This is a genomic window from Paenibacillus sp. RC67 (genome assembly GCF_030020805.1).
Classification (GTDB): domain Bacteria; phylum Bacillota; class Bacilli; order Paenibacillales; family NBRC-103111; genus Paenibacillus_S.
This window is the reverse complement of record NZ_CP125098.1, coordinates 7,872,033-7,884,438: the sequence shown is the minus strand read 5'-3', so window position 1 is coordinate 7,884,438 and position 12,406 is coordinate 7,872,033. Positions and strand designations below refer to the sequence as shown.

The following is a 12,406-nucleotide window of genomic DNA, read 5'->3' as shown; positions in this document are numbered from 1 at the left end:
TTGGAAAAGGAGACCCTGAATTTTATGGAACTGAATCATCAGCATACATCAATAGATGGGCAGAAGGGGAAGGTTGCTGCTCTGTTTGAAGTGCTGTGTGTATCTGCAAAATTGGGACTCACCTCCTTTGGGGGACCGGTAGCGCACCTCGGTTATTTTCATAACGAGTACGTAAACCGAAAAAAATGGATGGATGAACGTAGTTATGCGGATCTAGTAGTACTCTGTCAGTTTCTCCCAGGACCAGCGAGCAGTCAGGTTGGTATCGGGATCGGTATGGTAAGGGCGGGATTGCTTGGGGGCTTAGTTGCATGGTTAGGCTTCACACTACCATCTGTCATTGCGTTGGTGGCGTTTGCATTCGTGTTACAAGACTATGATATAGGGAATGCAGGATGGATTCACGGTCTAAAAATCGTAGCTGTAGCCATTGTAGCTCATGCTGTTCTAGGAATGGGCCAAAAGCTTGCGCCTGATCGGGAAAGGGCTACTATAGCGGTGATTGCTGCAGCGATTACGTTAGCCTGGCAAACGGTTTATAGTCAAGTCCTTATCCTTGTTGCGGCCGGGCTTGTCGGCTTATGGCTTTATAGAAAGAAACCGGAGCTTGAGGCCCCTCATCTTCATATCACAGTAAGTCGAACTTTTGCCGTAATCTGCCTAAGTTTATTTTTCACTCTTCTTTTTGTTCTGCCCCTTTTGAGACAGTGGGGGGGACTCGAATGGCTCTCTATGTTCGATAGCTTCTATCGTTCAGGCTCACTAGTGTTCGGCGGCGGTCATGTGGTTCTTCCACTCCTGGAAAAGGAAGTTGTTCCAACGGGGTGGGTAAGTGAGCAGAATTTCTTGGCGGGATACGGGGCCGCGCAGGCAGTACCAGGACCATTGTTTACATTCGCAGCTTATCTCGGGGCCATGGCAGGAGGCATACCGGGAGCGATCGTTGCTACAGTCGCTATTTTTCTTCCGGCATTTCTGCTAGTTGTCGGTGCGCTTCCTTTTTGGAATGGGCTAAGAAACAGTTCCAAAGTCCAAGGAGCGTTGGTAGGCATCAATGCAGCTGTGGTTGGGTTGTTATTAGCTGCTTTATATAATCCCCTCTGGACTACTGCCATTTTAAAACCAATGGATTTTGCTGTAGCAGTCATTTTGTTTACCATGCTGGTCTTTTGGAAGCTTCCTCCATGGGTTATTGTGCTCACAGGTGCTGCGGGTGGAATGCTATTGGGTTTCATATAGTAAATTCCTATTGACGGGTAATGGACGAACAAGCGTTCATTATCCGTTTTAATTTTTACCATATGGAGCAAACTACAACTAAATATAAGTTCTCTTAGTGAAAGGGGGTAGGGTGATGAAAAGGATGTTTTGTTTGCTTATCCTTTCTTTCCTCCTGCTTTTTCCGGTACAAATGGATTGGGCAATTGAAGGTGATATAAAAGCAGCGCCCGTGAATTCGACGCTTTTAGATTCGCTTCGTCAAGGTGGGTATATTTTGTATGTCAGGCACGGAGATGCAACGGTAGGGGATGATCAGCCAGGTGTCGTCTTCAGTGATTGCTCCACTCAAAGAAATTTATCTGAGGAAGGAAAGCGTCAAGCCGTAACTTTCGGGAAGACGATTCGAGATTTGCGAATTCCTGTACAATCTCTGGTACTGGCAAGTCCATTCTGCCGAACAAGGGAAACGGCGCAGCTCGCTTTTGGACAAGACCATGTTCAAGTCGATCCATTCTGGATTAACATTTACAACCTAGGCGGACATCTGAGCTCAGAAGAACAGAATCGTATTTTAGCTGTGCTGACTACGGTGTTAGAGAAAGAACCGCCTGTAGGAACCAACCAGGTCATTATTTCACACAGTTTCCCTCGAGGGGTGGGTTTAGGTGAAATATCCAACTTAGGTACAGTGGTTGTAAAACCAAAAGGGCTTGGCAAAGGATATGAAGTCGTAGGCAAAATTACTTTAGCTGAGCTTATGAGTTTACGGTGACGAAAAGAAATTACAGGCATTCTGGAGTGCGCAATATGCGCCTAGTGAAGGTTATCATTTTCGGGCCGAACAAAATGCTTCTCCAATATATTCGAAACGTTGCGTTGGTCATTGTTGAGGCGTCGTCATGACAAAAAACCAGCCAACACTTCGGTGTTCGGGCTGGTTTTCTCTTGTAAGCCATTATTTTTTTTTCAATAGCAGATACATAAAATAGGGCGCTCCGATCAATGCAACCATAATGCCCGCTGGAATGCCATCAGGGCCGACAACCTGCCGCCCGATCGTATCGGCGAATAATAGGAGCCAGCCACCAATAAGAATAGCGATGGGAACGAATAATTGATGTCGTGAACCGACCAAAGCCTTGGCAATATGAGGGGCCATAAGTCCAACAAAGGCGATTCCTCCTGTAACGGAGACAGCCGAGGCGGCCAATGCAACTGCGGTTAACAGCAGGACGAGCCGTTCTTTATTGATTGATAGACCCACGCCTATGGCTACAGGCTCATTAAGCGCCAGCAGATTCAGTCGTTGGGCCTTGTACAGTACGAAAAAGATAAGGATAACCAGCCACGGCAGAATAGCCCATATGAAAGGCCAATCTGCCCCCCAAATATTGCCGGCGAGCCATTTGGAGATAAAATCGACTTTGGCACGTTCGGCAGAAGAAATTAGAACGATCATCAGACCAGAGAGCGCCATGGAAAAACCAACCCCGGTTAATACCAATTTGACGGGTTGAAGACCGGTTTGCCTGTTGTATGAAAATGCATAGATAAGACATGCGGTCAGGCTAGCGCCAATAAAAGCAACAAGAGGTAGCAAATAGACGAAGGCGCCTACTTGTACGGGGAAGAACAAAAAGAAAACGGCAATAGCGACGCCGGCTCCAGAGTTAATCCCAATAATGCCTGGGTCAGCCAGATCGTTCCGGGTTATTCCTTGTAGTATGGAACCGGACACTGCAAGTGCCATGCCAGCAAGCAGGGTAATGACGATTCTTGGCAGTCGAACGGAGAATAGCACGAAATCCTCTTTGAACGTACCTTGACCAAGCAGTGTCGGGATCAGCCGGTTATAGGATAGCTTGGAATATCCCAAGCCCATTCCAATAACAATCGTAATGATGATAAGAACTAATAAGATACACAGAATAAGTCGCTGTTTTTTGATTATAGCCGGATGGATCATGAGAATGCTTTGCCCCCTTTATGCACTATGAACAAGAAGAACGGTAAACCCAGTATAGCCACAATGGCTGCCACTGGAGTTTCATAAGGGGCATTGATCGTACGGCCGAGAGTATCGGCCAGAAGCATGAAGGAAGCTCCTGCTAGAGCGGACATAGGTATTGCAAATCGGTAGTCCTTTCCGACAATAGCGCGCACGATGTGCGGAATCATTAATCCGATGAATGTCATGTTTCCGACCAAGGCTACGGAAGCGCCAGCAAGCAAAATCGTGACGATAAACAAGATGGTTTTCACTCTCAAAGTCTTCTGACCTAAACCGACAGCGACTTCTTCACTTAAGCTAAGGATGGTTAATTGTCGAGACAGGATCAGAGCAATGATGATCCCAATCACAATAAAGGGGACAATGACTTGAAGCTGCCCCCAGGACGTCCCGATAATACCTCCAGCCGTCCACATGGATACGTCCTTTGAAATTTTAAAGGCAAGTCCGATACCTTCTGCAATGGCGTAAAGAAAAGCGGAGACAGCAGCCCCTGCTAAAACAATGCGGAGCGGAGAGAAGCCGCCCTTTCTTATGGCACCAATGCCGAATACCAGGCTCGATCCAACAGCCGCTCCGACAAAGCACGCTAACATAATATAGAAATAGTTGGCGGAAGGGATGAATGCTATCGTTACCGCAAGCGCTGCGTTGGCACCTGCGGTTAATCCGAGCAGACCCGGGTCTGCAAGGGGATTGCGTGTCATGCCTTGCATGATTGCACCGGAGACAGCTAGCGCTGCGCCAACAAAGATGGCTGCAATTTCACGTGGTAGGCGGATTTCGCGAAGCAGCAAGATCTTTTCGCCCGTGGCATGGGAGGTCAATGCCATCCATACATCTCCCAGCGTCGTATCTGCTGCCCCGAACACCATAGCCACTGCAAATATCGCCACAAAACAAATCAATCCAGCAATCCATTTGTATACAAAAGAAACGGGACGTTCGGATTCATTCCTCATACCTTATTGCCCTAAAAAGCTTTTAATAAAGAAATTAAGCTGATAATCCAGCGTCAACGGATCATTGAAGTAGAATGCTTTTGCATCGGTTTCAAATACATGCTTGTTCTTGACGGCCGGAATATTTTTATACGTATCGGTTTGCTGGAATGAGTTATCGGCATCTTTGCTTTTGCTGAAAATGACATAGTCGCCGGCGTATGCGGGCAGAACCTCCAGGGACAACGCATAGTAACCTTCTTTAAGAGCCATTTCCTTCACTTTATCTGGCATTTTCAGCTTCATTTCCTGATATAGGATCTCGGTTCCGCGTCCCCAGTTGTCGCCGAATACGTAGAGCTGCTTGTCAGAGCTTTCAATGACGGAAACGGAGGTATTTTCACCAATTTTTGCCTTGATGTGATTGCCGGCCTTTTGAGCGCGTTGTTTAAAGTCGTCTACCCAAGCCATTGCTTCCTTCTCTTTATTTAATAGCCTGCCGATCTCCAGGTGCTGGGTCAGGTAATCGACTTTGCCGTAGGTATAAGTAACCGTAGGAGCGATTTTTTTCAGCTTATCTATGTTTTTAGTGTTGGATAACCCGATAATAAGGTCGGGGTCCAGCTCAATAATTTTTTCTAAATTCTCATCGGATACTTCTTGCACATTTTTTAATTTGGCATCAAAGTTCGGGTTCATTTTGGACCAGGAATCGACACCGACCAGATTGACGCCAAGCGATATTACGTTGCCTGTGAATGAGGAAAGCACAACAACGCGTTTAGGGCTGGCAGGGACTTGAATAGGGCCTGATTCAGACTGGTAGGTGATGGTTGCGGAAGTATGGGTATCTTTGGGGGAGGAGCCCTCGGGTGGTTTGGAGGATGGATTCCCACAAGCGCTTAAGATGACGATCATGAAGGTTAGAAGCGGGATCAATATTTTTTTCATCGGTTGTTACATTCCTTTCATCAAGTTGTAGGTCACGCACATGGGCTTGTCAGTTCGGGGATCTCGTCCGATTTCGGCATCGATCTGAAACACCTGCTTGAGCACCTCGTGCTCGATGACTTCTTCGCAGCTTCCTGCTTTTACAATTTCTCCGTCTTTAAGAGCAATGATATAGTCGGCAAAACGAGCCGCTTGGTTCAAATCATGAAGCACCATGACAATCGTACGCTCTTGCTCTGTATTCAGCTTTTGCAGAAGCTCCAAGACCTCAAGCTGGTGAGCCATATCCAAATAAGTCGTCGGTTCATCCAAAAAGATGATTTCCGTTTCTTGAGCCAGTGCCATAGCAATCCAGACACGTTGACGCTGACCTCCGGACAGTGCATCGACAGGACGGTATTTAAACGCTTCGGTTCCTGTAGCCTCCAGTGCCCAGCTAATAACCTCCATATCCTTTGGGGTCAGCCGGCCAAAGCCTTTTTGATACGGGAATCGGCCGTAGGATACAAGCTCGCCGACCGTTAAGCCGCTTGCGCCCTCAGGTGTTTGCGGTAAAATCGCCATCTTCTTGGCGAGCATCTTCGTATTTTCTTGAGCAATGTTGCCTCCATCTAAAATGACGGCTCCTGACTGATGCGGAATGATCCGTGTTATGGCTTTGAGCAGTGTGGATTTTCCACAGCCGTTCGATCCGATAATAGCTGTAATTTTCTTATCTGGAATCGCTACGCTGAGGTCTTTTACTATAAATCGTTCACCGTAGCCAATGTTCAAATGATCCGTGTATAGGCGAACCATGAGGAACCTCCTTTCAAGCATAACGGGCAAAATTATTGATAATGATTATCAATATCGACTATTTTAATACCATAAAATGATTTCAACCTCTTGTCAACCCATTCTTGAAAAAGTGGAAAATAGAGTGTACAGTTAATTGATAATGATTATCATTTTTAATTAGATCAGAAGGAGTGAATGAAATGAAGGGTGATGAGTTATTCGATGTAACCGTAATTGGAGGAGGCCCAGCAGGGCTTTATTCCACTTTTTATAGCGGACTTAGAGAAATGAAGACCAAGCTGATTGAGTATCAACCGCGGCTAGGAGGGAAGGTCCATGTGTACCCGGAAAAGATGATTTGGGATATCGGTGGGGTCACACCCATTCCAGGGGCTAAGCTCATTGAACAGTTAGTAGAGCAGGGTCTTACGTTTAACCCTGAGGTTGTGCTTAATGAGAAAGTGCAGTCGATTACACGTAATGATGAGGGGGTTTTTGAACTGAGCACAGCTTCGGGCCAGAAGCATTATTCTAAAACGGTCATTGTAGCCGTCGGAAGCGGCATCTTAAAGCCTGCGAAATTGGAAATCGAAGGTGCGGAACGATATGAGGTCAGCAATCTGCATTATACGGTAAAATCTTTGAAACAGTTTAAGGACAGGACGGTTGTTATCTCGGGCGGCGGGAACTCTGCTATCGATTGGGCCAATGAGCTGGAGCCGATTGCTCGGCAAGTGTATTTAACTTATCGGAAAGACTCTTTATCCGGGCATGAGTCACAAATCACACAGCTGAAGAATAGCTCCGTGATTTGCTACTTCCAAACAACCATTACAAGATTAATGGCAAATGCGGGTCACGAAGCGATTGAACGTGTTGAGCTGACACATCAGGATTCCGGTGAGGTCACCTATCTACCCATTGATGAAGTGGTCATCAATCACGGATATGAGCGGGATACGAATTTGTTGGAGAACAGCAGCTTGAACATTGACATCGCGGACAATTATTATATTGCAGGCAATTCCACCAGCGAGTCCTCGGTACCGGGACTATATGCGGCCGGAGATATTCTGATGCATGATGGGAAGCTGCATTTGATTGCTGGAGCCTTTCAAGATGCAGCCAATGCTGTGAATAAGGCAAAGCAATTCATCCAACCAGATGCCAGCAAAATCGCTATGGTATCGTCACATAACGAGGTGTTTAAAACCCGCAATAGGGAGCTGGTGAAGCGGATGATGGAGTCGTGAAATAGATGGAGAGTAAGCAATTACAATTTATGGTATAATTATTATCGTTGGAGTAAAGGTTTAGCTTCAATTAATGTGAAAGGAGAGAAGTATCGTGAACATTTCGGTGGACCAAAAGGGGAACTCTAAGGTAGCCATTGTAGAGAGCCCCGAAGTCGTAATAGGTGACGTTCAAGCGGCATTGGACTTGATGGCAACAGTAAAATACACTGACGATTGTCATAAAATCCTGATTAACAAGGCGAACATAGCAGAGGAGTTCTTCGAATTAAGAACAAAGCTTGCCGGAGAAATACTGCAAAAATATACGAATTATCAAGTGAAGCTAGCCATAGTCGGAGACTTTGAAGGATATAACAGCAAGAGCCTGAAGGATTTTATATATGAGTGCAACCATGGCAAGCAATTCTTCTTCGTAAAAGATAACGAGGCAGGCCTTGAAGCTCTACATAGCGTCAGTTAATGGAGGAGGATGCAAGTAAGAGTCCTTCAAATGCAAAAACAATCGGACAAAGCCGCAGGGCCTGAACCGATTGTTTTTTATTTTCACACCATATAGTAAGTGAAACTCTTGAAGCTCTTAGGCTTAGCGCCGCATTCTTTCTCTTCGCAGCAAGTAGATGAAATAAGGAGCGCCAATAATGGCGGTCATGATACCAACAGGCACTTCACGCGGAATGATAATGATTCGGCCCAGGCAATCTCCCAGAAGCATGAGGTCCGCTCCTAAGATTGCGGCTAGCGGTAGAAGCCACTGGTTAAGGCTTCCGACGAGACTGCGCGCCATATGCGGAGCCAGAAGCCCTATAAAGCCAATGGCTCCGACCGCCGATACCGAGATACCGGACAAGGTTACCGCCAATAGGAACAGCCAGAAGCGCTCGCGCACAATTTGCAAACCTAGAGAGACGCTAATTTCGTCACCAAGCTGGAATACGTTTAATTTCTTGAAGCTCCCGTAAGCAAAGGCAAGCAGCACAGCCATAGCGGGCAGGAGGTACTGCACCTGACTCCACCCGCGGCCCCATAAGCTGCCGGACATCCACAGCAGCGCCATGTTGACGTTGGTTGGATTCGTCACGATTAAGTATTGGATCCCCGCCTGAAACACGGCTCCTATGGCAACGCCGACAAGAGCCAATGATGCTGGAGTCAAAGTGAGCCTTTTGCTTAAGGCTAACAAGATAAGGAAAGCAGCGACAGCACCGGCAAAAGCAGCCAGCGGCAGTACATAAATAGGTGATTTGGGAAACAGGAAGATGACGGCCGCCGCCGTGAATCCGGCTCCCTTCGTAATGCCTATGACATCGGGGCTGGCCAGCGGATTACGTACCAGACTTTGCAGAATGCCCCCGGCAACGGCTAACCCGAATCCGGCCAAAATCGCTACGATGACCCGTGGCAGACGTAATTCATGAACGATGAAATAGGATGAGCTTGTCTGATTAAATAAGCTGCTGCCGACATCGGACAGTGGAATAGAAACGGCACCTACGCTGATCGAAATGACGCTTAATACGAGCATCACCAGGCAAGCCAAGAGGAGAATAAGTGTGTTTTTCATTTTTTAGATCCCCCTTGCCGCCGTGACAAATAAATAAAGAACGGCGCTCCAATGGCGGACGTCACGATACCCACCGGCGATTCGAATGGAAAAGCAATGAAGCGGCTGAACAGATCGGCATATACGAGCATCAAACCGCCAAGCAGTCCTGTAAGAGGCACGAGAACGTTCAGATTGGGGCCTGCCAGCGCTCGTGCGATATGGGGGACAATGAGGCATACAAAGCCAATCGGCCCGCATACGGCAACAGCAGAGCCCGCAAACACGATAACAAGCAGCATCCCTATCGCTCTAACAAGGGCAACCCGTTGGCCTAATCCCGACGCGATGTCGTCGTCAAGAGGCAGCAGACGGAAGGAAGGCACCATGAAGGCAAGCAATAGAAGGCCGCCGACCAAGAAGGGGAAGAGCGCTGCCACTTCGTTCCAGCCTGCTCGGTTAACAGAGCCGACAAGCCAGAATATCATACTCTCTGTGGAGTACTGGTTCAATATCATGGCGCCTTCCGTCAGCGAAGATAGCAGGAAGTGGACGGTAATGCCTGCAAGAGCCATTCGGACATATTGCTTGTGTCCGATGCCCGCTAACGACCATACGAGGAAAGCTCCGGCTATAGCTCCTAGGAAGGCAAGCGCCATCGAAGTCATGAGTCCTAATCCAGCGGACAGCACTAGTCCAAGAACAACGGCCAAAGAGGCCCCTGCATTAATACCGAATATATGCGGAGATGCAAGAGGGTTCTTGGTCGTAAGCTGCGTTAATAGACCGGCCAGCGCTAGCATAATACCTACCATGCAGGCAGTCAAAGTACGCGGCAGACGCAGTGTTTGGATATATAGATGAAGCTTTTCATGCCCTTGATAGGTCAGCGCTTCGAATAAGATACTCCAGGACATTTGTGCCTGGCCCCATTTGAGACTGAATAGCATGCCGCCGACTAGTAAGAGGGAGCAAATACAAAAAAGGAAGAGCAGAAACCGTGAGCGGTTCTGCTTCTCCATTCGAACTGAGGTATTCATTGCGGTTATTCTCCCAGCTGTTTTAAAATATCTTCGGCAATTTTCTCGGAACCGAGCATGCCACGGGATAACGACCAATCACGGCGTTCAACCATATAGACTTTGTTTTTAGCTACCGCATCAATTTTTTTCCACAAGGGGTTCGTTTCCCATTGATTGACGATGGTCACCTTATCCGTTGGCATAAGGAACAAGGCCTGCGGGTTCGTTTCAACCAACTGCTCCAATGTTAATTGAGGATAGGCCGTATCGCTTTTTAGCGGATCGTTGAAGCCCAGCATTTTCAACATCGAGCCGGAATAAGAATGATCGGAATGACCGAAGAATCCAGTTGGATTGACCACAGCAGGAAGAACCGTCAGGTTAGCGTTCTTGATTTTCTTTTTGGCTGCTTCCATTTTGGCTTGGTGCTCTTCGAGACGTTTCTTTCCTTCCGCTTCTTTGCCGACGGCTTTGGCGGTAATGATGTAGTTTTTGAGCATTTGTTCGTAATCGGCTTGGAAATCGTTCAATACGAGAATCGGTGCTATAGCTTTCAGCTGCGGCAGCGCGTTCTTATGTTTATTGATATCGACGATAATAAGATCGGGCTTAAGGGAGCTGATTAGCTCAATATTCGGCTCATAACGAGAGCCTACGGATGTATAGGATTTCAGCTGGCTTTTCACGGCATCCATGAATAAGTCCTTGCTGCCGTCATCGGCGATTCCTACCGGTTGAACACCTAGCGTCACCAGCATGTCTGTAAAGCTGAAGTCCATCGTAACGATACGTTCCGGTTTCTTAGGAAGCGTGACCGTTCCTTGAGCATCTTCTACTGTAATTTTGCCGTCGCTTGGCGCTGCAGTGGGAGAATTGCCTTGGCCCGTTTGACTTCCCTGACTGGAATTACTGGCGGTTTGACCGCAAGCAGCAAGGCTTATGGCAAGAACCAACGATAAAGTAAAGGTAAGGATGCGGATAAATCGATGTTGCATGATCGTTCCTCCTGATAATAATAATTATTCTCAATTGATTTTAGCCGCATATGAGAGGTTAGACCATATCTAATCTGAAGATTGAACATGTTATATTTTTAGATTTTATCCAAGCTTTTGAGGAAGTCGGTAGGAGAAGAACCCGTTTCTTGCTTGAAGGTCCGGCTGAAATGAAAATAATCCATGAAGCCGACAAGCTGGGCGACCTCTTTGGCTGGCAGATGGGTCTGCTGGAACATTTGCTTCGCTTTTTGTATCCGAAGTCGGCGCAAATAGTGGCTCATGGTGTCTCCAGTGAGGGTTTTGAACAGAACGGTATAGTGTCCGACACTCATTCCTGCCCGTTCTGCCAGCATGGGGAGCGTGAGCTTGAGCATATAATGCTCGTTCATATAGGAAAGGGACTCCTCCATACTAGCCGCAGAAGACTTGTCCTCTTGGGTCCATTGAGTCTCATATAAATAAATGAACAATATCCTTTCGAGGATGAGGCGCTTGCGGACTTGCTGTACGAGATGGGCTTCTTCAGACGGGGTATCGATATCCTCGGTCGTCCGAATGAGCTCGTCCAGCATGTATTTGATTTTGACCTCACTGAAGGTGCGAAGCGGACCATGCAAAGTCCAAGATCTGTTCTCGGGAAAAATGCGGTAAGAGATGATGATGTACTCGGCTGTTTTTGTCTTGGGAACCTGAATCGTAAAAGGGCTGTGATCGGGGGGGCAGGCGAAGCCTTGAGCAACCATAACAGGCTCCTGATTGCAGCCTGAGATCAAGAGATGACCGCGCAGCACGACAATGATCAGGTGTCGGTCGGGAGGGCTAACGATAGTTTGGGCCGTAGTGAAGGACTCCACTTGTTCGAATACCGGTATGATGGAAACGAGCTGTTGAAAACTCATGGCGGTTAGTCCCTTCTCTTCTTGTCTTCATGGTTGGTCTTTTCATCATACAATGAGGTCAGACAGCAATCAATGCAGTAAGGAGGCGCAGCAAACCTTCCGTTGCACCTCCCAGCTTTACAGGACAAGCTTTAAAGATTCTGTTTTTCATAAATTCGGATGCAAGTGATCATAGAACTAATGGCTATGACAAGAGCCAGTACAATAGGCAACAGATCCTGAACGATCGTTGGAATCGGGAATGTAATATGGAAGCTGATGTCGTTAGTTTGCATATATTTCATCACAGCTGGAACGATAAATGGCACGATGAAAATGCTAATGGAGAAAATATATCGGGCTCTTTCGAAGCCAAGGCGGTACTGCACCGGAATCATGATCGAGAAAACGACCGTTAGGATCAAAAAGCAGTACGCAAAATCGGAAAAGCTTAACATACCCATCTGATGCGGGATAAACCAGGCGGTGATTGTATATAAAATGCAGCAGCCAGTGAATAGGATCAACAAAAACAGATATTTCGATTGGATAATCGCAGCTCTACCGTAGGGAGTCGAGCATAGAAGGGCTGAGCCTTTGCTTTTATACTCTGACATGGATACCGAACTAAAAGTCAGGAACTGAATGTACAGCGTGCTTATAAAAAAGGCAAGGAAGCCTCCGGACGCAAGAAATTCCGTTTTTAACTTAATAAACACCGGAAGTATGATGGCAGCAAGGAACATAAGGATCATATACTTTTTCACTAGAAGGGAGTCTTTCTTCACCAAATTTAGCAGCATAGTCA

13 protein-coding genes are annotated in these 12,406 nt (G+C 47.0%); 4 read left to right on the top strand and 9 right to left on the bottom strand.

Annotation, left to right across the window (positions count from 1 at the left end):
• Positions 1-24: 24 nt before the first annotated feature.
• Positions 25-1,239, top strand: coding sequence for a chromate transporter (locus QMA13_RS35925; RefSeq protein ID WP_282938597.1), 1,215 nt, complete (start codon positions 25-27; stop codon positions 1,237-1,239).
• Between the two features lie 115 nt (positions 1,240-1,354).
• Positions 1,355-1,993, top strand: a complete 639-nt coding sequence (locus tag QMA13_RS35920; protein ID WP_282938595.1) for a histidine phosphatase family protein — start codon at positions 1,355-1,357, stop codon at positions 1,991-1,993.
• 183 nt (positions 1,994-2,176) lie between these two features.
• Here the strand turns inward: QMA13_RS35920 and QMA13_RS35915 are convergent, their stop codons facing one another.
• Genes QMA13_RS35915 through QMA13_RS35900 form a run of 4 tightly spaced genes read right to left on the bottom strand, consistent with a single transcriptional unit; the run spans position 2,177 to position 5,922 of the window.
• Positions 2,177-3,187, bottom strand: a complete 1,011-nt coding sequence (locus tag QMA13_RS35915) for a FecCD family ABC transporter permease (protein WP_282938593.1) — start codon at positions 3,185-3,187, stop codon at positions 2,177-2,179.
• A complete protein-coding gene (locus QMA13_RS35910) occupies positions 3,184-4,194 on the bottom strand; it encodes a FecCD family ABC transporter permease (RefSeq protein ID WP_282938592.1) in 1,011 nt (336 codons plus the stop codon). The genes QMA13_RS35915 and QMA13_RS35910 overlap by 4 nt, the downstream gene beginning before the upstream one ends.
• A gap of 3 nt (positions 4,195-4,197) precedes the next feature.
• Entirely contained in the window at positions 4,198-5,124 is a 927-nt protein-coding gene (locus QMA13_RS35905) for an iron-hydroxamate ABC transporter substrate-binding protein (protein WP_282938590.1), read from the bottom strand.
• Between the two features lie 6 nt (positions 5,125-5,130).
• Positions 5,131-5,922: an ABC transporter ATP-binding protein gene (locus tag QMA13_RS35900; protein ID WP_282938589.1), complete on the bottom strand. Its 792-nt coding sequence runs from the start codon at positions 5,920-5,922 to the stop codon at positions 5,131-5,133.
• A 182-nt stretch (positions 5,923-6,104) separates the two neighbouring features.
• On the opposite strand from QMA13_RS35900, the gene QMA13_RS35895 reads away from it, so the two are divergent.
• Entirely contained in the window at positions 6,105-7,157 is a 1,053-nt protein-coding gene (locus tag QMA13_RS35895; protein WP_282938587.1) for an NAD(P)/FAD-dependent oxidoreductase, read from the top strand.
• 94 nt (positions 7,158-7,251) lie between these two features.
• On the top strand, positions 7,252-7,620 hold the full coding sequence (locus QMA13_RS35890; RefSeq protein ID WP_282938585.1) for a DUF4180 domain-containing protein: 369 nt from the start codon (positions 7,252-7,254) through the stop codon (positions 7,618-7,620).
• Positions 7,621-7,743: 123 nt separating this feature from the next.
• Here the strand turns inward: QMA13_RS35890 and QMA13_RS35885 are convergent, their stop codons facing one another.
• The 5 genes from QMA13_RS35885 to QMA13_RS35865 form a co-directional block, all read right to left on the bottom strand.
• Positions 7,744-8,721 (bottom strand): FecCD family ABC transporter permease, encoded by a 978-nt coding sequence (locus QMA13_RS35885; RefSeq protein ID WP_282938583.1) that lies wholly within the window; start codon positions 8,719-8,721, stop codon positions 7,744-7,746.
• Positions 8,718-9,740 (bottom strand): FecCD family ABC transporter permease, encoded by a 1,023-nt coding sequence (locus QMA13_RS35880; protein WP_282938582.1) that lies wholly within the window; start codon positions 9,738-9,740, stop codon positions 8,718-8,720. Before QMA13_RS35880 ends, QMA13_RS35885 begins: the two co-directional genes overlap by 4 nt.
• Before the next feature lie 5 nt (positions 9,741-9,745).
• Positions 9,746-10,717, bottom strand: coding sequence for an ABC transporter substrate-binding protein (locus QMA13_RS35875; protein ID WP_282938581.1), 972 nt, complete (start codon positions 10,715-10,717; stop codon positions 9,746-9,748).
• A 98-nt stretch (positions 10,718-10,815) separates the two neighbouring features.
• Positions 10,816-11,619 carry a helix-turn-helix domain-containing protein gene (locus QMA13_RS35870; protein WP_282938580.1) on the bottom strand — a complete coding sequence of 268 codons (804 nt, stop codon included), beginning with the start codon at positions 11,617-11,619 and terminating at the stop codon, positions 10,816-10,818.
• Positions 11,620-11,750: 131 nt separating this feature from the next.
• Entirely contained in the window at positions 11,751-12,401 is a 651-nt protein-coding gene (locus QMA13_RS35865; RefSeq protein ID WP_282938578.1) for an ABC-2 transporter permease, read from the bottom strand.
• Between the last annotated feature and the right edge of the window lie 5 nt (positions 12,402-12,406).

What these genes read in the sequence shown, in the direction of transcription:
- QMA13_RS35915 (WP_282938593.1), bottom strand. Translation starts at nt 3,187, where the DNA reads ATGATCCATCCGGCTATAATCAAAAAACAGCGACTTATTCTGTGTATC.
- QMA13_RS35875 (WP_282938581.1), bottom strand. Translation starts at nt 10,717, where the DNA reads ATGCAACATCGATTTATCCGCATCCTTACCTTTACTTTATCGTTGGTT.
- QMA13_RS35870 (WP_282938580.1), bottom strand. Translation starts at nt 11,619, where the DNA reads ATGAGTTTTCAACAGCTCGTTTCCATCATACCGGTATTCGAACAAGTG.
- QMA13_RS35910 (WP_282938592.1), bottom strand. Translation starts at nt 4,194, where the DNA reads ATGAGGAATGAATCCGAACGTCCCGTTTCTTTTGTATACAAATGGATT.
- QMA13_RS35900 (WP_282938589.1), bottom strand. Translation starts at nt 5,922, where the DNA reads ATGGTTCGCCTATACACGGATCATTTGAACATTGGCTACGGTGAACGA.
- QMA13_RS35865 (WP_282938578.1), bottom strand. Translation starts at nt 12,401, where the DNA reads ATGCTGCTAAATTTGGTGAAGAAAGACTCCCTTCTAGTGAAAAAGTAT.
- QMA13_RS35920 (WP_282938595.1), top strand. Translation starts at nt 1,355, where the DNA reads ATGAAAAGGATGTTTTGTTTGCTTATCCTTTCTTTCCTCCTGCTTTTT.
- QMA13_RS35905 (WP_282938590.1), bottom strand. Translation starts at nt 5,124, where the DNA reads ATGAAAAAAATATTGATCCCGCTTCTAACCTTCATGATCGTCATCTTA.
- QMA13_RS35880 (WP_282938582.1), bottom strand. Translation starts at nt 9,740, where the DNA reads ATGAATACCTCAGTTCGAATGGAGAAGCAGAACCGCTCACGGTTTCTG.
- QMA13_RS35885 (WP_282938583.1), bottom strand. Translation starts at nt 8,721, where the DNA reads ATGAAAAACACACTTATTCTCCTCTTGGCTTGCCTGGTGATGCTCGTA.
- QMA13_RS35925 (WP_282938597.1), top strand. Translation starts at nt 25, where the DNA reads ATGGAACTGAATCATCAGCATACATCAATAGATGGGCAGAAGGGGAAG.
- QMA13_RS35895 (WP_282938587.1), top strand. Translation starts at nt 6,105, where the DNA reads ATGAAGGGTGATGAGTTATTCGATGTAACCGTAATTGGAGGAGGCCCA.